Origin of the sequence: Micromonospora alfalfae (assembly GCF_022230925.1) — a bacterium.
Taxonomy (GTDB): domain Bacteria; phylum Actinomycetota; class Actinomycetes; order Mycobacteriales; family Micromonosporaceae; genus Micromonospora; species Micromonospora alfalfae.
Genome location: NZ_JAKKFH010000008.1, coordinates 106,377 through 128,688, shown reverse-complemented (window position 1 = coordinate 128,688; position 22,312 = coordinate 106,377). Strand labels below are relative to the sequence as shown.

The 22,312-nt window shown below is 71.0% G+C and carries 17 protein-coding genes; 15 read left to right on the top strand and 2 right to left on the bottom strand.

The window, feature by feature from the left end; translation table 11 throughout:
- Nucleotides 1-7 precede the first annotated feature (7 nt).
- The 5 genes from MED01_RS07230 to MED01_RS07210 all read left to right on the top strand — a co-directional run bounded on the left by MED01_RS07230 (nucleotide 8) and on the right by MED01_RS07210 (nucleotide 4,718).
- Nucleotides 8-769, top strand: coding sequence for an SDR family NAD(P)-dependent oxidoreductase (locus MED01_RS07230; RefSeq protein ID WP_308193430.1), 762 nt, complete (start codon nucleotides 8-10; stop codon nucleotides 767-769).
- A 12-nt stretch (nucleotides 770-781) separates the two neighbouring features.
- The gene (locus tag MED01_RS07225; RefSeq protein ID WP_238667722.1) at nucleotides 782-1,690 is read left to right on the top strand and encodes a hypothetical protein; all 909 of its coding nucleotides are present in this window, start codon (nucleotides 782-784) and stop codon (nucleotides 1,688-1,690) included.
- A gap of 164 nt (nucleotides 1,691-1,854) precedes the next feature.
- Nucleotides 1,855-2,853: an RNA polymerase subunit sigma-70 gene (locus MED01_RS07220; RefSeq protein ID WP_238667721.1), complete on the top strand. Its 999-nt coding sequence runs from the start codon at nucleotides 1,855-1,857 to the stop codon at nucleotides 2,851-2,853.
- Nucleotides 2,854-2,857: 4 nt separating this feature from the next.
- The gene (locus tag MED01_RS07215) at nucleotides 2,858-3,598 is read left to right on the top strand and encodes a DUF6069 family protein (protein ID WP_238667720.1); all 741 of its coding nucleotides are present in this window, start codon (nucleotides 2,858-2,860) and stop codon (nucleotides 3,596-3,598) included.
- 46 nt (nucleotides 3,599-3,644) lie between these two features.
- Nucleotides 3,645-4,718 (top strand): carbohydrate-binding domain-containing protein, encoded by a 1,074-nt coding sequence (locus MED01_RS07210; RefSeq protein WP_238667719.1) that lies wholly within the window; start codon nucleotides 3,645-3,647, stop codon nucleotides 4,716-4,718.
- Nucleotides 4,719-4,833: 115 nt separating this feature from the next.
- Here the strand turns inward: MED01_RS07210 and MED01_RS07205 are convergent, their stop codons facing one another.
- Nucleotides 4,834-5,607: a FadR/GntR family transcriptional regulator gene (locus tag MED01_RS07205; RefSeq protein ID WP_238667718.1), complete on the bottom strand. Its 774-nt coding sequence runs from the start codon at nucleotides 5,605-5,607 to the stop codon at nucleotides 4,834-4,836.
- Nucleotides 5,608-5,790: 183 nt separating this feature from the next.
- On the opposite strand from MED01_RS07205, the gene MED01_RS07200 reads away from it, so the two are divergent.
- The 10 genes from MED01_RS07200 (at nucleotide 5,791) to MED01_RS07155 (ending at nucleotide 16,739) form a co-directional block, all read left to right on the top strand.
- The gene (locus tag MED01_RS07200; protein ID WP_238667717.1) at nucleotides 5,791-7,029 is read left to right on the top strand and encodes an ABC transporter substrate-binding protein; all 1,239 of its coding nucleotides are present in this window, start codon (nucleotides 5,791-5,793) and stop codon (nucleotides 7,027-7,029) included.
- Between the two features lie 75 nt (nucleotides 7,030-7,104).
- Nucleotides 7,105-8,052, top strand: coding sequence for a carbohydrate ABC transporter permease (locus MED01_RS07195; RefSeq protein WP_238667716.1), 948 nt, complete (start codon nucleotides 7,105-7,107; stop codon nucleotides 8,050-8,052).
- Entirely contained in the window at nucleotides 8,049-8,864 is an 816-nt protein-coding gene (locus MED01_RS07190; RefSeq protein WP_238667715.1) for a carbohydrate ABC transporter permease, read from the top strand. Before MED01_RS07195 ends, MED01_RS07190 begins: the two co-directional genes overlap by 4 nt.
- Before the next feature lie 7 nt (nucleotides 8,865-8,871).
- Entirely contained in the window at nucleotides 8,872-10,020 is a 1,149-nt protein-coding gene (gene dgoD, locus MED01_RS07185) for a galactonate dehydratase (protein ID WP_238667714.1), read from the top strand.
- Nucleotides 10,021-10,051: 31 nt separating this feature from the next.
- Entirely contained in the window at nucleotides 10,052-11,281 is a 1,230-nt protein-coding gene (manD, locus tag MED01_RS07180) for a D-mannonate dehydratase ManD (protein WP_238667713.1), read from the top strand.
- The gene (locus tag MED01_RS07175; protein ID WP_238667712.1) at nucleotides 11,271-11,861 is read left to right on the top strand and encodes a gluconokinase; all 591 of its coding nucleotides are present in this window, start codon (nucleotides 11,271-11,273) and stop codon (nucleotides 11,859-11,861) included. The genes manD and MED01_RS07175 overlap by 11 nt, the downstream gene beginning before the upstream one ends.
- Before the next feature lie 56 nt (nucleotides 11,862-11,917).
- Nucleotides 11,918-13,624, top strand: coding sequence for an ABC transporter transmembrane domain-containing protein (locus MED01_RS07170; RefSeq protein ID WP_238667711.1), 1,707 nt, complete (start codon nucleotides 11,918-11,920; stop codon nucleotides 13,622-13,624).
- The gene (locus MED01_RS07165; RefSeq protein ID WP_238667710.1) at nucleotides 13,621-15,447 is read left to right on the top strand and encodes an ABC transporter ATP-binding protein; all 1,827 of its coding nucleotides are present in this window, start codon (nucleotides 13,621-13,623) and stop codon (nucleotides 15,445-15,447) included. The genes MED01_RS07170 and MED01_RS07165 overlap by 4 nt, the downstream gene beginning before the upstream one ends.
- Before the next feature lie 170 nt (nucleotides 15,448-15,617).
- Nucleotides 15,618-16,196 (top strand): sigma-70 family RNA polymerase sigma factor, encoded by a 579-nt coding sequence (locus MED01_RS07160; RefSeq protein ID WP_238667709.1) that lies wholly within the window; start codon nucleotides 15,618-15,620, stop codon nucleotides 16,194-16,196.
- 81 nt (nucleotides 16,197-16,277) lie between these two features.
- Nucleotides 16,278-16,739, top strand: coding sequence for a hypothetical protein (locus MED01_RS07155; protein WP_238667708.1), 462 nt, complete (start codon nucleotides 16,278-16,280; stop codon nucleotides 16,737-16,739).
- Nucleotides 16,740-16,807: 68 nt separating this feature from the next.
- Here MED01_RS07155 and MED01_RS07150 read toward each other — a convergent pair whose 3' ends face one another.
- On the bottom strand, nucleotides 16,808-22,270 hold the full coding sequence (locus MED01_RS07150; protein WP_238667707.1) for an ATP-binding protein: 5,463 nt from the start codon (nucleotides 22,268-22,270) through the stop codon (nucleotides 16,808-16,810).
- Nucleotides 22,271-22,312: the final 42 nt, after the last annotated feature.

Genomic DNA, 22,312 nt, shown 5'->3' with positions numbered 1-22,312 from the left:
GGCGGTGGTGACCGGAGGTGGATCGGGGATCGGCCTTGCCTGCGTGCGGGCGTTCGTCGCCGCCGGTGCCCGGGTGGGTGTCCTGGACCTGGAGCTGTCCGGTCTGCTGGAGGATCCCGGCGTCATCGGCGTCCGGGCGGACGTGGCTGACCGGTCCTCCCTCAGCGCGGCCGTCGCCTCGGTCGCGGAGGCGTTCGGCGGCATCGACATCCTGGTGAACAACGCCGGCATCTCGGCCGTGGGCACTGTGGAGGAGGACGACGACGAGCAGTGGAGCCGGGTGCTCGACGTCAACGTCTCCGGCGTGGCCCGAACCAGCGCCGTCGCCCTGCCGTACCTGCGTCGGTCGTCGTCCGCGGCGATCGTCAACATCTCCTCGATCGCGGCGACCGTCGGCCTGCCCCGACGCGCCCTGTACTCGGCGTCGAAGGGCGCTGTGCACGCCCTCACCCTCGCCATGGCCGCTGACCTGGTGACGGAGGGCGTCCGGGTCAACTGTGTGGCCCCCGGCACCGTGGACACTCCCTGGGTGGCCCGCCTGCTCGCAGGCGCGCCCGACCCGACGGCCGAGAAGCGGCAACTGGCGTCCCGGCAACCGACCGGCCGCCTGGTGACAGCCGACGAGGTTGCTGCCGCCGTCGTCTACCTCGCCTCGCCCGCGACCGGGTCGGTGACCGGTTCGTCGCTGCCGGTGGACGGCGGCATGTCCGGCCTGCGCCTGCCCGCCCGGGTCCCGCCCGTGGCCGGCACTGCCGAACCGGGCGCGTGACATGATTGCGGGATGGGGAAACAGCAGGACGTCGGCGCAGCCGACAGTCACAGCGGGTCCGGCACCACCGCCCACCGTCCGATCGGTGGCAGCGCTGACGCTCGGCTCGCCCTCGCGCAGGACCCCACAACGCCACAAATGACCCTTATCGACCTGGCGTCCGATCCGTCGGTCCTGGTCCGCAAGGCGGTCGCCTCTCGGGCCGACGCACCCGCGCAGGCCCTCCGACCGCTTACCCGCGACCATGATCGTCAGGTCCGGGAGGCCGTGGCGAGGAACCCCTCCACCTCGATCGCCAACCTCATGCGCCTGGTCAAGGACGCCGACCGGTGGGTCCGCTGGGCGGTCGCCGGCAACCCGGCCTGCGACGAGTCGATCCGCCAGGTCATGTCGCAGACTTCGGACAAGGAGCTTCGCGGTCTCCTCGCGGAGAGTCGTGACCTGGAGCCGGAGCTGGCCGCCAAGCTGATCGGCGACGTGTCACCCGAGGTACGGGAACGACTCGCCACGCACACCCACGACCCCGACGTGATCAACGCCCTGCTGGCCGATCGCACCGCACGCGTACGCAAGGGGGTTGCCCGCAACCCGCGCACCACCGCCGAGCAGCGCAGCGCGCTCGCCGCGGACCCGGTGGTCGACGTCCGCGCCGCGCTGGTGCGGGCCGTCGAGCTGAGCGAGGCGGACCTCGCCCGCCTGGTCGACGACCGTGCCGTGCAGGTCCGACTGGCGATGGCGACCTCCGAGGTCGTTCCGCCGCACATCCGGCAGGCGCTCGCTCGCGACGCCGACGAGATGGTGGCCAGCGCGGCACGGGACTACCGCCCGGGGTCGGGCAACGCCTCCGCCGTGCGGGCACCCCGCATCGCGCACCGGCCCTCCGCCGGTGCGGGCCGATCGGGTGGCGGCACCGCCCGGTAGGACCGCCGCGCCGCCGCGCCGCCGCGCCGCCGCGAGCGGCGGATGCGCCAGCGAGCGTCATGACTCGCAGATACTCACCATCCCGATCAGACCCGGGTGATGAGTTGTCGCGTCCGCGCCCGTCATACCTACGACAGGACATGACGAGGCGGAAGGATGACGTGATGAGTGCGGACACGCGGCTGGAGGAGCTGGGCGTGAGCGGTCTGGGCGAGGTCGACGAGCCGGCGTTCGTGGGGCTGGCGCAGCGGCACCGGCGGGAACTGCACGTGCACTGCTACCGGATGCTCGGGTCGTTCGAGGACGCCGAGGACACAGTGCAGGAGACGTTCCTGCGCGCCTGGCGGCGACGGGAGACGTTCGAGGGACGGTCGACGTTCCGGGCCTGGCTGTACCGGATCGCCACCAACGTCTGCCTGGACCTGCTCGCCAAGCGCCGCCCGGAACCGGCGACCGGCGGTGAGGTGCTGTGGTTGCAGCCCTACCCGGACCGGCTGCTCGACGAGCTGCCCGCAGCCGACGCGGACGAGCCGGAGACCGTCGCCGTCGCGCGGGAGACGATCGAGCTGGCGTACCTGGTAGCGGTGCAGCACCTCGCGCCGCGTCCGCGGGCCGTGCTGATCCTGCGCGACGTGCTCGGCTGGCCGGCGAAGGACGTCGCGGAGCTGCTCGGAGACTCGGTCAACTCGGTCAACAGCGCCCTGCAGCGGGCTCGCGCCGGGATGCGGGAGCACCTGCCCGCCGAGCGGCAGGACTGGACCGGTGGCGAGGAGGACGCCGGCACACGCGAGCTGGTGCGCCGCTTCACCGACGCCAGCGTGACCACGAACATCGACGCGCTCGCCACCATGCTGCGCGACGACGTCCGCTGCTCGATGCCGCCCACGCCGGGCCTGTACGTCGGCCGCGACGCGGTGGTGAACAACTGGGTCGAGGATGGCTTCGATGGCATGACGGGCCTGCGCGCGGTCCCCACCTCGGTGAACCGCCAGCCCGCCGTCGCCTTCTACCACTGGCGCAAGCAGGACGGCGCGTACCTGCCGTTGACGATCGACGTCCTGCGCATCACCGGCGGCGCGATCACCGAGATCGTCACGTTCCACGACGACCAGTTCCCACGGCTCGGGTTGCCGGACCGCCTGCTGGCGGACGGCACGGAGTAGTCCCGTGTGGACGCTCACGCTGCGCCGTGGCGCGCGTGCCGCGGTGGTCACGGCGGAGTGGTACGACGCGTTCGGCGTCGTCACCAGTGGGCGGGTGCAGCTGGAGTTGCGCGACGGCGAACCCGGGCCGGTCCTCGGCCGCGATGCCGGGTTCTGGCTGCGTGGCACCGGCGTCCGCGCGCTGCGCAACCCCGGCCGCCGCACGGCGAGGGTGCGTGTCTTCACGCCCGGGGCCGTCACACGCCAGTCAACACATCCTGTACGCCAGCCTCATCATGAGGGAGACGACGTGAACAGCACGAAGGACACCGAGACCGTCGCCGGCCCGACAACGGGCCGCCCCAGCTTCCCCCACCGATTCCGCGGGCTCATCGGCACCGGCGTGTTTGCCACGCTCGCGGCGATGGTGACCACCACCGTCGCCGCCGCGCTGGCCCGGGCCGCCGGCGTCGACTTCGAGATCCCCGATGGCGGCGAGACGATTCCGTTGTCCGGGTTCACCGTGGTGACCGGCTTCTTCTCGGTAGTGGGCGTCGTCATCGCCGTGGCTCTGCTCCGGTGGAGCGCTCGGCCCGCCGACCGGTTCGTCTGGACGGCCGTGGCGCTGAGCGCGCTCTCGCTGGTCCCGGCCCTCATCTCGGGGGCGAACGCGGCCACCATCACCGCTCTGCTCGGGCTGCACCTCGTCGCCGCGGCGGTGATGATCCCCGTCCTGACCCGGAGCCTCCGCACCCGGACCAATTGACGCTGACAGTCTCCGTTGCGCGGGTGGGGGCTGGCCGACCGTCCGGGTGACTGTCGACGGCGTCAACGTCGGCCAGACCACAATCGTCAGCGCGACCAGCTACGGCACCTATCCGGTCGGCACGGCGGTCGGCGGCGGTCAGCACACAGTGCGGATCCAGTTCGTCAACGACTTCAGGGCCGACTCCTGCGACCGCAACGTTCATGTCGCGTACGCGCTGATGGAGACCGCGGGCACCACCGACCCGAAGTTCAGCTTCGCCGTCCTGCCGGACACCCAGCAGGAGGTGCTCAACAGCTCGGACACCCGGTTCCTCAACCGCACGAACTGGTTGGTGCAGAACCGGTCCGCGCTGGACCTGCGCTTCGTGACCTCCTCCGGCGACGTGGTCAACTGGGACACCCCGGACCACGCGCAGTACGTCATCGCCCGTAACGCGATGCGACCGATCGAGAACGCGGCCATCCCGTACGCGCTGGCGCTCGGCAACCACGACACCCAGGCGACCGGCGTCGGCGGGTCGGCCCGCGACCCCGCCCGCACCCGCGAACTCATCCGCGACACCGGCGTGTTCAACCAGTACTTCACAGTCGGCCAGTACCGCGCGGTCCGGGGGCAGTTCGAGGCCGGCAAGGTCGACAACTCGTATTCGACCTTCACGGCCGGTGGCGTGCAGTGGATGGTGCTGACCCTGGAACTCTGGCCCCGGGTCGCGGCCGTGAACTGGGCCAGGAGCGTCGTCGCCGCCAACCCCCGGCACAACGTCATCGTGGTCACCCACGACTACATCGACGGCAACGGCGCCATCGAGCAAAGCGCCGGGTACGGCGCGACGAGCCCGCAGTACCTCTTCGACAACCTGGTCAAGCAGTACGCCAACATCCGGTTCGTCTTCTCCGGTCACACCGGCATCGCCGCCAACCGGGTCGACACCGGAGTCAACGGGAACAAGGTCTATTCGTTCCTCCAGACGTTCCACTCCAACAGCACCAACCCGGTACGTCTGGTCGAGGTCGACACCGCCGCCAACTCGCTGCGCACCTGGATCTACGCGCCGTACACCAACCGGTCGTTCACCGAGTACGACAGGTCGTTCACGGGCATCGGCGTGGTCCGCTGAGGCGTATCCAGTGGGCTCGGGCTGCGTGATCGACTCGGCTTCACTGATGTCGGGGTGTCCGGGTGCTCCGATACCGCGACTTCCGGATAGCCGAGTCGATCATAGGGGCGCCTGGTCAGCGAGTGGTCGCCTCGCGGTCGGGTGCGCCGGTCTGTTCCCACAGCGACTTCATCTCGTCGAAGGCCTGCTCCATCAGCCGCACCATCGCCTGCCGGGCACGCTCCCCGTCGCGTCGCTGGATCGCCTGGGCGACGTCGGCGTGCATCTGGAGGGCCTGCTCATGCGGGTGGTGCGGCATGAGGTGGTGCTTGTGCCGGCCGGTGAGCACCTCCGCCACCAGCTCCTGGAGCCGGACGAACATCTCGTTGCCGGAGGCGAGCAGGACGAGCCGGTGAAACTCGATGTCGAGGTGCAGGAAGCGCTCCTCGTCGCCGGCCTCGCCGGCGGCCCACATCTTCGCCGCCAGCCCGACGAGATCGCTGGCCTCGTCCCGGCCGATCCGGCTGGCCGCCAGGTAGGCCGCGTGCGGCTCGACGGCGGTGCGCAGCTCGGTGATCGAGCGGAGCTGGGCCATCCGGCCGGCCGAGGCGAGACGCCAACGGATCACCTGCGGGTCGAAGACGTTCCACGCGCTCGCCGGTCGGATCATTACACCTACCCGTCGGCGCGCCTCGATGAATCCGATCGAGGCCAGCACCCGTAGCACCTCGCGCACGACCGAGCGGGACACGGCGTACCGGTCGACCAGCTCGTCGATGTTGAGGACCGATCCGGGTGCCAGCTCGCCGCCGCAGATGGCGGTGCCGAGGTGGTCGAGGACGCGCGCGTGCAGCCCGGACTCGGCGGGGAGGGTCGGAGCGGCTGCAACCTCTGGTGAGGACGGTTCCACTCAAAGATCATATCATTTGTATCTACCTCTTGAGGTAATCAGCTTTTTCGGCCTAGCATCCGGTTGTTAAGCGGATGTAACGCCGAGGTAGCGGCTCTTACAAGGGCGGCGGCCACGACAGAAGGAGAGACAAGCGTGCGACGTCGATCGATAATCGGCACTTCTCTGGCTGTGGTCGCCGCCATGAGCCTGACCGCCTGTGGCGGCGACGGCGGCGGCGAGGGCTCGAAGACCCTCCGCGTGACACTGGTCAACCACGTGTGGACAGAGAACATCAGGAAGGCCCTGCCGGAGTTCGAGAAGCAGTCCGGGCTCACTGTCGAAGTCACCCAGCTCGGTGAGGACCAGCTCTCCGACCAGTACAACGTCAAGCTGAACGCCGGGTCCGACGACCTGGACGTGATGATGTACCGGCCCCTTCAGGAGGGGAAGCTGTTCGGCAAGAACAAGTACCTCGCCGACCTGAGCGAGAAGGTCAAGTCCGACAGCGCCTTCGAGTTCGGTGACTTCCAGGCCGGGCCGCTACAGGCGACGACCTATGAGGACAAGGTCGTCGGACTGCCGATCATCACCGAGCAGGAGGTCCTCTACTACCGCAAGGACCTGCTGACGAAGTCCGGCTTCGCAGCGCCGCCCAAGACCCTCGACGAGCTCAAGGCGCAGGCCGCCAAGATCGAGGCGGACAACCCTGGCGTCGCCGGCTTCGTCGCTCGTACCGGTAAGGCCGCAGCGGTCACGCAGTTCTCCAGCTTCCTCTTCAGCTTCGGCGGCGACTTCGTGGACGCCAGCGGCAAGGCCACTGTCAACACCGAGCAGGCCAAGCAGGCGTACGCCTACTACGGCGGACTTCTCAGGGACCACGGCCCGGAGAACATCAGCACCGACATGAGCTGGTCGGAGGCGATGGCGATCTTCACGCAGGGCAAGGCCGCCTTCTACACCGAGGCCAACTCGCTCTACAAGAACGCCACCGACCCGACCAAGTCCAAGGTCGTCGACTCCGTCGGCTTCGCCGCGTTCCCGGCCGGTCCGGCCGGATCGAAGCCGTACAACATCCCGTCCTGGGCGCTCGGCGTGAACGACAGCTCGGAGAACAAGGACAACGCCTGGAAGTTCATCCAGTGGGCGGCCGGCAAGGAGCAGGCGCTGGCGCAGCAGACGGCCGGCGTACCCGGTGCCCGCACCTCGGTCTGGGCGAACCCGGCGGGTACCGCCTCCTACCCGAAGGACCTCGCCGAGGCCAACACGGTCAGCACCGCCAACGGGGTCGGTCACGACCGTCCGCTGGTGGTCAAGGTGGCCCAGGCGCGGGAGATCGTCGGCCAGCCGATCGTCGACGCGATCACCGGCAAGGACGCCGCCAGCTCGGCGGACACGGCGAACGCGGCGTTCCAGAAGTTCCTCGACGACGAGGCGAAGTAACCAACGCGCAGGGCGGCGGAGCCGACGTGCTCCGCCGCCCCGCCGGGACCTGGCCCCCGAACCCGGAGACCCCTCATGTCCGTCATCACCCCCCGCACCGACACGCCCGAGGCCCCTCCGGCGGCCCCGGAAGACTCCGCCTTGTCACGGTGGGCGAACGAACACCGCAAGTGGCTCTTCGCGGCACCCGCCATGGCGTTCGTCGCCGTGCTGATCATCTTTCCGGTGGCGTGGACCGGCTACCTGAGCCTGACCGACGCCGAGGGCTCGGTACGCGCCGAGTCCGAGTTCATCGGTTTCCAGAACTACCTCGACGTGCTCACCGACACCGACCGGTTCTGGCCGGCGGTCTGGCGTACGGTCCTCTTCACCGGCGTCGTGTTGTTCTTCGAGGTCGTTCTCGGCATGGCGATCGCCCTGCTGCTGTGGCGGCCCTTCCGCGGTGAGAAGTGGGTCCGCGTCGCGATCCTGCTGCCGCTGGTGGCCACCCCGGTGGCGGTCGGCATGATGTGGCGCCTGATCTTCGACCCCAACATCGGGATGGCGAACCAACTGCTCAGCTGGATCGGCATCGGCCCCCAACCCTGGCTGGCCGGGCAGCAGTCGGCCCTGCCGACGACGATGTTCATCGACATCTGGCAGTGGACCCCGATGGTGGTGCTGATCCTGCTCGCCGGGCTCACCTCGCTCTCCGACGAACCCCAGGAGGCGGCCCGGATCGACGGCGCCAGCAGCTGGCAGCGGTTCCGGCACGTCACCCTCCCGCTGCTGATGCCCACGGTGATCGTCGCCATCCTGCTGCGCGGCATCGACGCGCTGAAGACGTTCGACATCCTCTACGCCACAAAGGGACGCGGCGGAGGCTCCTTCCACGAGGTCGAGACCCTCAACGTCTACGCGTACGGCCTCAGCTTCGACTACAACGACTACGGCGTCTCGTCGACAGTCCTCATCATCTTCTTCCTGATCATCATCGGGGTGATGTGGGCCCTCACCTATCGCAAGAAGGGGCTGGGCCGATGAAGCCGAGCAAGCCGTACCGGGCGTTCCGCAACTCGGCTCTCGTCGTCGTGGTGTTCGCGCTGATGGCGCCCCTGCTGTGGATGATCGCCGCGTCGTTCAAGACCAACGTGGACATCTACGACACGGCCAAGGCGTTCGTCTTCTCGCCCAGCCTGAAGAACTACGAGACGGTTCTCCAGCAGGCGAACTACCTCGAGTTCATCGGCAACAGCCTCTGGGTGGCGTTCGCGGCCACCACGCTCTCGCTGGTGCTGGGGGTGCCCGCCGCATACTCGATGAGCCGGTTCAGCATGAAGAAGTCCGCGCTCGTCGTGCTCATGGCCCGGGTCATCCCCGGCGTCTCGCTCCTGGTGCCCTGGTACTACGTCTTCTCGAACCTGAAGATGGTCGGCGGATTCACGGTGCTGATCCTGAGCCACATGTTCGTGTCGCTGCCGCTGATCGTCTACATCATGATGGGGTACTTCGACGGCCTGCCGGCCGAGTTGGAGGAGGCCGCGCTGGTCGACGGGCTGACCCACATCGGCGCGTTCCGACGGATCACACTGCCGCTGTCGGTGCCCGGCGTCGCGACCGCCGGCATCCTCTCCTTCATCTTCTCCTGGAACAACTTCATGTTCGCCCTGGTGCTCTCGGGCTCGGACACCAAGACACTTCCCGTCGCGATCTTCGACTTCGTCGGCTACGCCAGCATCGACTGGGGCGGCCTGATGGCTGCCGCGACAGTGGTCACCCTGCCGATCATGCTGATCGCCCTGTTCGTGCAGAAGTACGTCGTCTCCGGCCTCACCGCCGGTGCCACGAAGGGCTGACCGGGACATGACGACGATCGCGAAGGTGGAGACGTTCCTGGTCGCGCCCCGCTGGCTGTTCGTCCGGATCGAGACGCAGTCCGGCATCGTCGGCTGGGGCGAGGCGACCTGCGAGGGCAGCTCCGAGACCGTGCGCACGGCCGTCCACCAGCTCAGCGAGCTGCTCACCGGACGGGACGCGCTGCGCATCGAGGACCACTGGCAGGTGCTGACCAAGGGGTCCTTCTACCGGGGCGGCCCGATCCTGGCCAGCGCGGTGTCCGGTCTGGACCAGGCGCTCTGGGACATCGCCGGTAAGCACTACGGCGCCCCCGTGCACCAACTCCTCGGCGGGCCGGTCCGGGACCGGATCCGGGTCTACGGCTGGATCGGTGGCGACGAGCCCGCCGAGATCCGCGACCAGATCAGCGCCCGGATCGAGGCGGGCCTGACCGCTGTGAAGATGAACGCGTCCGGGCGGATGGGCGCGCTCGCCTCGGTTGCCGACCTCGACGCGGTGGTGCAGCGGGTGGCCGTCGCCCGCGAGGTCCTCGGCGACGACCGCGACGTCGCTGTCGACTTCCACGGTCGGTTCACACTCGCCAACGTCCGCCGGGTCGCCCCGCTCCTGGAGCCGTACCGGCCGTTCTTCCTGGAAGAACCGGTGGTGCCGGAGAACTCGCACCTGATCGGTGAGGTCGTCCGCTGCACCACCACCCCCATCTCGACGGGGGAGCGGCTCTACAGCCGGCAGGAGTTCCTGCCCGTGCTACAGGCCGGCATCGCCGTGGCTCAGCCGGACCTCGCGCACGCCGGCGGCATCACCGAGGTTCGCAAGATCGCCACGTTGGCCGAGCTGTACGACGTGCAGCTCGCCCCGCACTGCCCGCTCGGGCCGATCGCCCTCGCCGCCTGCCTCCAGGTCGGCTTCGCCACACCCAACTTCCTGATCCAGGAGCAGAGCATCGGCATCCACTACAACCAGGGCGCCGAGGTGCTCGACTACTGCCTCGACCAGACTCCGCTGACCTTCGTCGACGGGTACGTGCAGCGGTTGACCGCGCCCGGTCTCGGTATCGAGATCGACGAACACGCCGTGCGGACCGCTGACAAGCGCGGCCACGCCTGGCGCAGCCCGACCTGGCGGCACCCCGACGGCTCCTACGCGGAGTGGTGAGACCCCGACCGGCGAGAACGAAAGGCACCCCGTGAAGATCGTCGCAGCAGACATCATCGTGACCAGCCCCGACCGGAACTTCGTCACCCTCAAGATCACCACTGATGAGGGCATCACCGGCCTGGGCGACGCCACGCTCAACGGCCGCGAGCTCTCCGTCGCCTCGTACCTGCGTGACCACGTCGCCCCCCTGCTGATGGGGCGGGACCCGCACCGGATCGAGGACACCTGGCAGTTCCTGTACCGGTCGGCGTACTGGCGGCGGGGCCCGGTCACCATGGCGGCCATCGCGGCGGTGGACGTCGCGCTCTGGGACATCAAGGCGAAGGCCGCCGGCATGCCGCTGTACCAACTGCTGGGCGGCGCGTCGCGCACTGGCATCATGGCGTACGGGCACGCGTCGGGGCGCGACATCCCCGAGCTGTTCGACTCGATCCGCCGCCACCTCGACGAGGGCTTCCGGTCGATCCGGGTGCAGACCTCGGTGCCGGGGATCAACGCGGTCTACGGCGTGGCCGCGCAACCCAGTTCCACCGGCCAGCGCTACGACTACGAGCCCGCGCAGCGCACCCCGCTGCCCGCCGAGGAGGACTGGGACACCCGCGCGTACCTGCGCCACCTGCCGTCGGTCTTCGAGGCGGTGCGTGGCGAGTTCGGCCCGGAGCTGCCGCTGCTGCACGACGGTCACCACCGGATGACCCCGATCCAGGCCGCCAAGCTCGGCAAGGCCCTCGAACCGTACGACCTGTTCTGGCTGGAGGACTGCACCCCGGCCGAGAACCAGGAGGCGCTGCGGCTGGTCCGCCAGCACACCACCACCCCGCTGGCGATCGGTGAGGTCTTCAACACGGTCTGGGACTACCAGACCCTGATCCGGGAGCAGCTGATCGACTACGTCCGGTCCGCTGTCACCCACACCGGCGGCATCACCGCCATGCGCAAACTGCTCGACTTCGCCGCCCAGTACCAGATCAAGTCCGGCATCCACGGCCCCACCGACATCTCCCCGGTGGGCATGGCCGCGGCCCTGCACCTGGACCTGGCCATCCACAACTTCGGGATCCAGGAGTACATGAAGCACACCCCGCTGGCCAACGAGGTGTTCCGGCAGTCGTTCACCTTCGCCGACGGCTACCTGCACCCGGGCGACCAGCCGGGGCTCGGGGTGGAGCTCGACGAGGCGGCGGCGGCCCGGTTCCCGTACGAGCCGGCGTACCTGCCGTTCAACCGGCTCAAGGACGGCACGGTCCATGACTGGTGAGCGGCGCGGTGCCCGGCCCACCCGGCACGTCGTGGTGATGGGCGTCTCCGGGGCCGGCAAGACCACTGTGGCGCGTGGGATCGGCGCGGCGACCGGGCTGACGTTCGCCGAGGCGGACGAGTTCCACTCCCCGCAGAACGTGGCGCGGATGCGCTCCGGCGTACCGCTGGACGACGCCACCCGGTGGCCCTGGCTGCGGGACATCGCCGGGTGGATCGCCGATCGCGGCGCGGAGGGCCGCTCGACGGTGCTGGCCTGCTCGGCGTTGAAGCGGTCGTACCGGGACGTGCTCCGTCAGGGCCCGCTCCGGGTGGACTTCGTGCACCTGGACGGGCCGGCGGAGGTCATCCGAGCCCGACTGGCCCGGCGCGAGGGGCACTACATGCCGGCCAGTCTGCTGGAGTCGCAGCTCGCCACGTTGGAGCCGGCCGAGCCGGACGAGTCGGTACTCGTACTCGATGTCTCGTTGACCCCGGAAGCCCTGGTCGCGGCGGCCGTCAAGGGTCTTGGTCTGCCCGCTCCGGTGCCGGTGGGGGAGCAGCGGGACCGTGCGTCCGATCCCACTTCGGGGGCATGTTAGGTTAGCCTGCCCTAAGCATAAGTGGAGTCTGTCGCCGTGCCCTCATCGATCCGAGCATGACAGTCGCCGAGACCACCGGTGGGGTGGTGCTCCGTCGCGCGCTGCGTCGGCAGCGCGCCCGGGTGGCCGCCGGCATCGCGCTGCTCTGCACCCACCAGGCCACCGAAGCCCTCGTCCCGGTGGCCATCGGCGTGGTCATCGACAGTGCGGTGGCCACCGGGGACGTCAGCGCCCTGCTGCTCTCGCTGGCCGGCCTGGCCGCCCTGTTCACAGTGCTCGCCTTCGCCTACCGGGCCGGCGCGCGACTGGCGTTCGCCGCCGTCGAACACGAGGCGCACGCCACCCGGGTCGAGATCGTCCGCAGCGCCCTCGACCCGCGCGGACGCCGGTCAGGCATGCGTGACGGCGAACTGCTGTCAGTGACGGCCTCCGACGCCGAGCTGTCCGCGCTCGTCGTACGGGTCGCGGGACTCACCGCCGCGGCGCTCACCGCCATCGTGGTCGCGGCCGTCGCGCTGCTCGTCGTCGACATCCCGCTCGGCCTCGGGGTGCTCATCGGCGTACCCCTGCTGGTCGTCGCCCTCCAGCGGATGGCGCCGCTGCTCACCCGGCGCAGCACGTCGCAGCAGGAGGCGCTCGCCGCCACGACCGCCCTCGCCGTCGACCTCGTCAGCGGCCTGCGCGTGCTGCGCGGCATCGGCGCACAGGACCACGCCGCCCGCCGGTACGCGGGAGCCAGCCGTCACGCGCTCGACGTCACCCTGCGTGCCGCCACCACCAAGGGTCTGCACCTCGGACTCACCACCACTGTCAACGGCCTGTTCCTCGCGACGGTCGCCGGATTCGCCGGTTGGCTCGCGCTACAGGGCCGGCTCACCATCGGCGAGCTCGTCGCCGTGGTCGGGCTGGCCCAGTTCATCGCCGAGCCGGTGCAGACGCTCGGGTACTGCGTCCAGTTGTTCGCCATGGCCCGAGCCTCCGCGGGGCGGGTCGCCCGGGTCCTCGGCGCCGCGCCGGTCGTCCAACCGGGCGACGCCGGGCCGCCCACCCCGACTCCGTTCCGGCTCGCCCTCGACGGCGTCTCGTACGCGGGCCTCGACGACGTCAGCCTGCGCGTCCGCGCCGGTGAGATCCTTGGCGTGCTCGCCTACGACCCGGGCGAGGCCGAGGCGCTGGTCGCGCTGCTGGCCGGTCGGGTGCCCCGCGCGGATCACCGGGGTACGGTCCGCGTCGACGGCGTGCCCGCCGACGAGCTGCACATCGACGCCGCGCGCGCCGTGGTCCTGGTCGAGCAGCATGACGTGGCGCTGTTCGAGGGGACGCTGCGCGCCAACCTCAGCGCCGGGGCCTCCGTCGACGACGAGGTGCTGCGTGCCGCAGTGCGGGCTGCCGCAGCCGAGGACGTGCTCGCCGCGCACCCGCACGGATTCGACCGTCTGCTCACCGAACGCGGGGCGAACCTCTCCGGTGGGCAGCGGCAGCGGATCGGGCTGGCGAGGGCGCTGGTCGCCGACCCGCCGGTGCTGGTGCTGCACAACCCCACCACGGCGATCGACGCGGTGACCGAGGGGTTGCTCGCCACCAGGCTGGCCGAGGCTCGCGGGGCGGGCACCAGTGGCACGGTGCTGATCACTACGAGCCCGGCGCTGCTGCGGATCACCGACCGGGTCACGGTGATCGACCGGGGACGGGTCGTCGTCGAGGGTCCGCACGAGCGGTTGCTCGCCAGCGACGCCCGCTACCGGGAGGAAACCCTGCGATGACGTCCGAGCCGACCACCCGACAGCTGCTGCCGACGGCCACCGGCCGGCAGACCTGGGCCGCCCTCCGTGGCGAGCTGGCGCTCCTGCCGAGGCTCAGCGCCGTCGCCGGCACGTTGCTCATCGCCGCCGCCGCCACCGGGCTGGTCGCCCCCTGGGTCCTCGGGCGCCTCGTCGACGACGTCATCGCCGGGACCGACACGCCCCGGGTGATCGCCTGGGCCGCCGTGATCGCGGGCGCGGCAGTGCTCGCCGGGCTCCTCACCGCAGTCGGAGCGGCGGTCGCCGCGCGTCTCGGCGAGACAGTGCTGGCCCGACTCCGGGAGCGGGTCCTCGACCGGGCCCTGCACCTGCCCTCTGCCACCCTGGAGCGGGCCGGGACCGGGGACCTGGTGGCCCGCGCCGGCGACGACGTGGCAGTGGTGACGAACGTGATCGCCACCAGCGGCCCCGCCTTCCTCGGCGCGCTGCTGTCCGTCGTGCTGACCGCTGCGGGGCTCTTCGCCCTCGACTGGCGGCTCGGCATCGCCGGGTTGGTCGCAGCCCCGGCGTACGCGGTGGCGCTGCGCTGGTATCTCAAGCGTTCGGTGCCGTACTACGCCCGCGAGCGGGTGGCGACGGGCGAGCGCGCGCAGGCGACGGCCGAGGCGCTGCGGGGCGCGGCCACGGTGCGCGCCTACCGGATGGAGGACGCCCACGTCGCACGGATCGCCGAGCGCTCCGGCGTCGCCCGCGACCTGTCGCTGGAGATCTTCGGTCTCTACACCCGCTTCGGGCTGCGCATCAACCGCTCCGAGTTCGTGGGGCTCGCCGCCGTGCTGCTCGCCGGCTTCCTGCTGGTCCGCGGTGACCTGGCCACCGTCGGCGCCGCCACCACTGCCGCCCTCTACTTCCACCGCCTCTTCAACCCCATCGGCCTGCTGCTGTTCGAGTCGGACTCGGTGTTGCAGGCCGGGGCCAGCCTGGCCCGACTCGTCGGGGTCACCACCCTGCCGGACACCGCGGCCCCCGCCGGCAGCGAGCCCAACCGCCACGACCGGGGCGCACCGGCGGCACTGGAGGTGACCGTCCGGCAGCACCGCTACGACGACGGGCCAGTGGTACTGCGGGACATCGCCCTGCGTCTCGCCCCCGGGGAGCGCGTCGCCCTGGTCGGCGCGAGCGGCGCGGGCAAGAGCACCCTCGCCGGCATCATCGCCGGCATCATCGCGCCCACCGACGGCGCGGCGACCCTGCGCGGCGTGCCGCTGACACAGCTCGACGAGCACCGCCTCCGCCGCGAGATCGCCCTGATCAGCCAGGAGGTGCACGTCTTCGCCGGGCCGCTCGGCGACGACCTGCGCCTCGCCGACCCGGACGCCACCGACGCCGAGATCGCCGCCGCCCTCGACCTCGTCGGCGCCACCGAGTGGGTGCGGACCCTGCCGGACGGCCTCGCCACAGCGGTGGGGGAGGGTGGGCGGCAGCTCACCTCGGCCCAGGCCCAGCAACTCGCGCTGGCCCGCCTCATCCTCGCCGACCCGGCAGTGGCGATCCTCGACGAGGCCACCGCCGAGGCGGGCAGCGCTGGCGCACGCGACCTCGACCGCGCCGCCGTGGCGGCCACCGAGGGCCGTACCACGCTGATCGTCGCCCACCGACTCAGTCAGGCCGCCACCGCGGACCGCATCGTCGTCCTCGACCAGGGGCGCGTCGCCGAGCACGGCACGCACGCCGAACTGCTCAGGGCCGGGGGCGGGTACAGCAAGCTGTGGCGCTCGTGGAGCATGCCCGACCCGGTGGTCCCGCGAGAACGTGAGAGCACGGACCAGCCCGTCCCGCGCTGAGCGGCCCCGGTTCCGGCCACCTCGGACATCCGCGAGATCAGCCGAACCTGGGAACCTCGGGAACTTTTCCGGACCGGCCGGCGACCACCAGAGTGCGCGGCCGACCGGCGGCGTTCCGACGACGGCATCTCGGCATGAAGGAGCGCCCGTGGCACACAGGACGGTGGTCTGTGCGGAACGGCGTCGCTGACGACGAGCAGGTGACCCGGTGGGCGCGGGAGGCGGGCCAGGGTGACCGGCAGGCCGCCACGGCGTTCATCCGGGCGCTACAGGACCAGGTCTGGCGGTTCCTGTCGCACCTGGCCGGGCCGGGAGAGGCCGACGACCTGACCCAGGAGACGTTCCTACGGGCAATTCGCAACCTGCCCGGCTTCGCCGGCCGCTCGTCGGCCCGCACCTGGGTGTTCACCATCGCCCGGCGCGTTGCCGTGGATCACGTCCGGACGGCGGTGGCGCGGCCGAGGCTGGCGTCCGTGCCGGACTGGCAGGCGGCGGCCGAGACCGCCGGTGCGATCATCCCCGGTGCCGACGAGGGCGTGACCCTGCACCAGTTGATCGCCGGGCTGACCCCGGAGCGCCGTGAGGCGTTCGTCGCCACCCAGGTGCTCGGCCTGTCCTACGCCGAGGCGGCGGACGTCTGCCAGTGCCCGGTCGGCACGATCCGTTCCCGGGTCGCCCGGGCGCGCGAGGATCTCGTCGCCGCCTGGCAGGCCGACACCGACCCGAGCCACGGGCGACGAACCGGCTGAGGCGACCCGAGGGCTGCGGGGGCAACCCCCGCTCGGTCGACAGGATGGACGGGGCGCACCTGGCTTCCTAGGATCACGCCGGTGAACACCGAACCTCTCAACATCGCCGGCGTAGCTGGCCCGATCGTCATCGCCACAAAGGCGTTCTTTGGCCACCCCGCCGTCACCGTCGGCGGAGTGCCGGCCCCCAGGACGGGCAGACATTACGCGTTGCCGACAGTGGACGGTGGTGTCGTCCAGGCCACGGTTCGCACAGTTCTCGCCGACCCTCACCCGACTGTGGAGGTCAACGGTGTGCAGCACCGCACCGGGCCACCCATGCCGATCCTCCTGCGCATCCTGGTTCTGCTGCCGATCCTGCTGTTCACCGTCGGCGGCATCCTGGGCGCGCTGGTCGGGGCATTGGGCGTCTGGGGGAACCTGACGATCGCCCACACCCGGATGGCACCCGCCGTCAAGGCGCTCGCCATGGTCGGCGTCGGTATCGGCACTGTCATCGTCTGGCTCGCCGTCGCCGTCGCGCTGAACGCAGCGCTCAGCTAGACCCCATCCGGACAGCACCACCGGTCGACGACCGGTGGTGCTGTCCTGGTGCGGGCATTGCGGCCGCTCTACCCCAGGCGGGCCTCGATGGTCTCGATGATGCGCGGACGCAGCTCCGCGGCGCGGATGACGGCGTCCACCGAGCCGACCTCGACGGCGCGGTGGATGTTGTGCACCCGGTCGAACTCCGCTGCCACCTCGCTGAGTTTCTCCGCGCGCACCGACGAGCGCAGCTCGTCGAGCTCCGCGGTCAGCGCGGCGCGTTCGGTGCCAGCCGAGGCCGCGGTGCGGGCCTCCAGGTCCCGCACCCGCGGGTCGGCAGCCGTACGAGCGTTGACATCGGCGGAGAACACCACAGCGGCGGCGGGTGCGCCACCGAGCACCGAGGCGAACGAGCCCTCCAGCGCCAGCACCGTCATGTTCGGGTTCAGCGCCTTCGAGAACACCACGAACGCGCCGCCGTGGTAGCGCGAGATCACGCAGAAGACGATGGGCCCCTGGAAGTTCACGATCGCCCGGCCGATCTCGGCGCCGTACTCCAGTTGCAGCTTGCGCATCGACTCCGGTGAGCCGTCGAAGCCGGACAGGTTCGCCAGCACGACGAGCGGCCGGTTTCCGCTGGCCGCGTTGATCGCCCGCGCGGCCTTCTTCGACGAGCGGGGGAACAGCGTGCCCGCCGTGTAGGTGTCCGGGCCGTCGGTGGGTGGGAAGCCGTGCCGGGGCACCGACCGGGACTCGATACCGAGCAGGCAGACCGGGATGCCACCGAGGTGGACGTCCTGCACGACGGCGGTGTCCGCGTCCGCCATGCCGGCCCAGCGCTCCAGCACCGGGTGGTCCTGGTCGGAGAGGGCCCGCATCACCGTACGGATGTCGAACGGCTTCTTGCGGTCCGGGTTTGACTCGACGGAGAAGATCTCCCCGACGGTGGCGAAGGCGCTGCCCGCCACGTCGTGCGGGAAGCTGGAGATGTCGCGGTCGGCCGGGTCGGTGGTGACCGCCCGCCGGGGCGCGTCCTCGCCGGGAGCGACGTACGTGTGGTCGTAGTGCGCCATCACGACGTCCCGCGCGGCCGTCAGGTTCGGCGCCCAGTACTGCGCCTGCCCGTTCGGCCCCATCACCCGGTCGTAGCCGCCGATGCCGAAGTTGTCCTCAGCCGACACGCCACCGGAGAAGTCGAGCGACTGCTTGCCGGTGAGCACCATCGCCGAGTCGGGCGTCATCACCAGGATGCCCTTGGTGTGCATGAGCATCGTCGCCTCGGCGTTCCAGTACGGCTGCGCGCCGACGTTGATGCCCGCGACCACGATGTTGATCTCACCGCCGGCCTGGGTGAACTCGACGATCCGCTTGAGCGCCGCCGCCACCCAGTCCATGTTCTCCGTACCGGAGGTCATCGAGATCCGGGCCCCGGCGGACAGCGCCCACCACTCCAGCGGCACCTGCATCCGCTCGGCCAGGTCCAGTGCGGCGATCACGCGCCGGCACTCCGGCTCCGACAGGGCGCCCAGCGACTTCGTCGGGTCGCCGAGCAGCACCACCCGGGTGACACCCTGGGGGTAGCGCTCGGTCGGCGTCGTGACCACCCCGGCGACGATGGCGGCGCTGTTGCGCCCCTTCGGCCGGTCCACCGGCACCAACACGTGGTCGTCGTCGAGGTCGTGCTCGACGAAGTCGCCGAGCCGACCGGTCAGCTCGTACGGGTACACGGTGTTGCGGCTGCTGGCCCGCAGCACCTTGAGCCGGTACTCGTCGAGCGGCTCGATCGGCTCGACCGGCGGCTCCCCGACGGCCAGTTCGGCGCCGCCCGCGGCGTCGAACGAGATCCGTACGGCAATCTTGGTCAGCTCGCCGGTCCGGCGGTCGCGCTGGCGCGCGATGAACAGGATCTCCTCCAGGCCGGCGCCCGCGGTCGTCGGGCGGACCCGCCCGGCGATCATCTCCATCTCCTCGCGGGTCAGCTCGCTCGGCGGCCACACGTAGACCACGATGCGGTTGGTGTTGAAGCGCGTCTTCGACGGCCGCCGCGACTGGGCGCGGCGGATCGAGTCGAGGCAGGCGGCGATGGCGTCCTCTGTCGTCGGCAGGGCGACCAGGCGGCCGTCCTGCTCGCGAAGCTCGGTCAGGTCACGCACCTGCGCGAACGCGACGAGGCGCTCGTCGGCCCGGTTCTCCCGGGCCACGCACTGGAAGAGGTAGACCTCCTCGTCCGACGACGGCAGCCGGGTCAGGTCGAACTTGTGCAGCCGTTCCAACTGCATCCGCTGCGCGATGTACGGGTGCAGCCCACGGATCAGCCGGTCCTCGGTCAACTGGGCGCCCGACGGGCGGAAGGTGAAGTGGTGGTGCATGACCGCCCCGCCGCGACCCGCGACGGTGGTGGTGACCCGACGGACCTGGGGCGGCAGCGGGTGCGCGGCGATGACCTCGGCCAGCGCGGCCGCCATCGCGTCGAAGTCCTCCGGCTGGTTCTCCCAGCCGAGGTAGATGTCGGCGTCCACGGCGTCCTCGCCGGTGGCCAGCTCGGCCAGCCCGCGCAGGGCGCTGCCCAGCGCGTCGAAGCTGACCGCGGCGGAGACCACGCTCGAGTCGGCGCGCTCGGCGACCACGAACGTGCAGCCCGCGACCTCGCGGGTGCGCACGCTGGTGAGCGACCGGTTGCCGTAGTACCGCCGGGTCAGCACCTCCAACATGACCGCGTTGTCGAGGTGGTCGCGGACGAGTCGCTGGCCGAGCAGCCGGACCAGCGGCTCGGTGCTGCGCACCATCTCGGCGATGCGCTCGGCGCGGTCCGGGGCGTCCGGGTGCGCGTCGAGGTGCCGCAGGTGCCCACGGACCTCGGCGTAGACGCGGGCGCGGTTGCGGCGCAGCAGCGGCTGGGCGAACCAGGCGAACACCACGCCGCGGGCGAGGTCCGCTACCACCGGGAAGCGGACCTGCGTCGCGGCGATCAGCCGCTCCAACGCGAGGCCGGCCGGCTCGCGCAGCGTCTCGTCCGGCGGGGTCTCCCGCAGCCACGCGCGCAGCAGCGCCGCAATGACCTGCGCGTCCGCGGAGGCGCGCTGCTGGGCGAGGAAGATCCGGAAGACGGCGGCTTCGAGGGCGGGGGTGCGGTCCAGGTCGGTGACGCCGTACCGGCCGAGCGCCTTGCCGAGCCTGGTCTGGAAGGCGTCCGGCAGCCCGGCCCGCTCGACGTCGAGGCTCTGCAGGTAGGTGTGGAAGTACTCCCGGGCGCTGTGCACGTGCGCGGCGCCGCCGTCCTCGCCCGTTGGCCGGTTGCGGCTCAGTTCGGCGAGATCGGCGAACACCTCGATGAGGTCGAGTTCGGCGGCCAGGGGCCGCTGACCGGCGTCGGTGGCCGCCCGCCGCGCGCTGAGGTAGTCGTCGAGCACCCGACGGTCGTCGTGCGGGTCGACGTCGAAGCCGAGCAGCAGACCCCGCAGGTCCTCCTGGCCGCGCCTGCTGCGCTGGTACGCCGGGATGTCCGCGTCGGCGGTGGGCAGGTCCAGTTCGACGGTCTCGGTGCTCGGGTCGTCGGCGGCCTCCTCGGCATCGTCCGCGAGCGGCTCCAGGCGCAGCAGCGGCGCACCCGCCTCCACCTGGCTGCCCACCGACACGGCGCACTCCTTGAGTCGCGCCTTGAACGGCGCCCGCAGCACCGTTTCCATCTTCATCGCTTCCAGCACCAGCACCGGCGCGCCCGCCTCGACCTCCGCGCCGACCTCCAGCGGCGTGGCGACGACCAGCGCGGGCATAGGGGAGCGCAGGACGCCACCCTCGTCCCGGCTGACGCGGTGGGTCACACCGTCCACCTCGACCAGGTGGGTCGGCCCGTACGTGCCGGTGAGCAGGCGGTAGCGGATGCCGTTGACGACGATCTGACCGGTGTGCCGGTCGAAGCGGTCGAGCTCGACGTCGGCGGTGCGCACCACCGGTCCGGCTTCGATGCCGACCCGGAACCGGTGCGCGCCGACCCGCGCCACCCGGGTGCGGTAGCCGACGCCGCGCAGCTTGAGGTCCAACGGTCGGCCGCTGGCGTGCTGCACCTGTGGGCGTCCGCCGGCCGCCGTCGACAGCAGCCGCTGCCGTTCGACGCGCTCCTCCTCCTCGTACGCCTCGATGGCGGCGGCGGCCAGGGCGACAGCGGAGTGGCGGTGGGTGACGAGGCGGCCCTCGCCGCGGACGCGGTCGATCCAGCCGGTGTCCGCGCTGGCGTCGATCACCTCGGGCTGGTCGAGCAGGTCGAGCACGAAGCTCTTGTTCGTCGCCCCACCTTCGATGATCACGGTGGTGTTCGCCATGGCCCGGCGCAGCTTGCCGAGCGCCTCGTCGCGGTCCCGGCCGTACGCGATGATCTTCGCGATCATCGAGTCGAAGTCGGCCGGGATGGTGTCACCCTCGCTGACGCCGGTGTCCACCCGGATGCCGGGGCCGCTGGGCAGGTCCAGCCGGGCGATGCGCCCGGGGGACGGGGCGAAGTCGCGGTCGGGGTCCTCGGCGTTGAGCCGCGCCTCGATGGCGTGCCCGCGCTCGGCCGGCGGCGCACCTTCGAGTCGCCCGCCGGAGGCGACGTGCAGCTGCGCCTTGACCAGGTCGAACCCGGTGGTCAGCTCGGTGATCGGGTGCTCGACCTGGAGGCGGGTGTTGACCTCGAGGAACGCGAACAACCGGTCCCCGGGGTGGTAGAGGAACTCGACGGTCGCCGCGCCTCGGTATCCGACAGCCACTGCCAGCCGTTCGGCAGACGTCTTCAGCTCGGCGGCCTGTGCCGGGTCGAGCACCGGTGACGCCGACTCCTCGATGACCTTCTGGTTGCGTCGTTGCACCGAGCAGTCGCGGACGCCGAGCGCCCACGCGGTGCCCTGCCCGTCGGCGATCACCTGGACCTCGACGTGCCGAGCCCCGGTGACCAGGCGCTCCAGGAACACGATGCCGCTGCCGAACGCCCGTGCCGCCTCCTGGCTGGTGCGCTCGTACGCGTCGACCAGCTCGGCCTCGTTCCTGATCACGCGGATGCCGCGCCCGCCGCCGCCCGCTGTCGCCTTGAGCATCAGCGGGTAGCCGACCTCGGCCGCCGAGGCACGTGCGGCGTCCAGGGTCTCGACGGCGCCGCGGCTCCACGGCGCGACCGGCACGCCGACCTTCTCGGCGATCAGCTTCGAGCCGATCTTGTCGCCGAGTTGGCGCATGGCGTCCGCGCTCGGCCCGACGAAGGTGACGCCGATCTTCTCGCACAGCTCGGCGAACGCCGGATCCTCGGCGACGAAACCCCAGCCGACCCACGCGGCGTCGGCTCCGGTCTCGGTCAGGGCGCGCTCCAGCACCGCCAGGTTGAGGTACGGGCGAGCGGACGCCGGGCCGAGATCGTAGGCGATGTCCGCTTCGCGGACGAACGTGGCGTTGCGGTCGACATCGGTGTAGAGAGCCACGGTTTCGAGCTGGATGCCGGTCTCCGCGGCCAGCTCGCGGACCGCGTGGATGAGCCGCATGGCGGCTTCACCACGGTTGACGATGGCGACACGGTTGAACACCCGAAGAACCCCTTAGCTAGACCTCGACCTGCGTGCCGAGAG

Bases quoted from the DNA above. Each gene is read 5' to 3' on its own strand.
- MED01_RS07165 (WP_238667710.1), top strand. From the start codon at position 13,621: ATGACGTCCGAGCCGACCACCCGACAGCTGCTGCCGACGGCCACCGGC.
- dgoD (WP_238667714.1), top strand. From the start codon at position 8,872: ATGACGACGATCGCGAAGGTGGAGACGTTCCTGGTCGCGCCCCGCTGG.
- MED01_RS07190 (WP_238667715.1), top strand. From the start codon at position 8,049: ATGAAGCCGAGCAAGCCGTACCGGGCGTTCCGCAACTCGGCTCTCGTC.
- MED01_RS07195 (WP_238667716.1), top strand. From the start codon at position 7,105: ATGTCCGTCATCACCCCCCGCACCGACACGCCCGAGGCCCCTCCGGCG.
- MED01_RS07225 (WP_238667722.1), top strand. From the start codon at position 782: ATGGGGAAACAGCAGGACGTCGGCGCAGCCGACAGTCACAGCGGGTCC.
- MED01_RS07200 (WP_238667717.1), top strand. From the start codon at position 5,791: ATGAGCCTGACCGCCTGTGGCGGCGACGGCGGCGGCGAGGGCTCGAAG.
- MED01_RS07175 (WP_238667712.1), top strand. From the start codon at position 11,271: ATGACTGGTGAGCGGCGCGGTGCCCGGCCCACCCGGCACGTCGTGGTG.
- MED01_RS07170 (WP_238667711.1), top strand. From the start codon at position 11,918: ATGACAGTCGCCGAGACCACCGGTGGGGTGGTGCTCCGTCGCGCGCTG.
- MED01_RS07220 (WP_238667721.1), top strand. From the start codon at position 1,855: ATGAGTGCGGACACGCGGCTGGAGGAGCTGGGCGTGAGCGGTCTGGGC.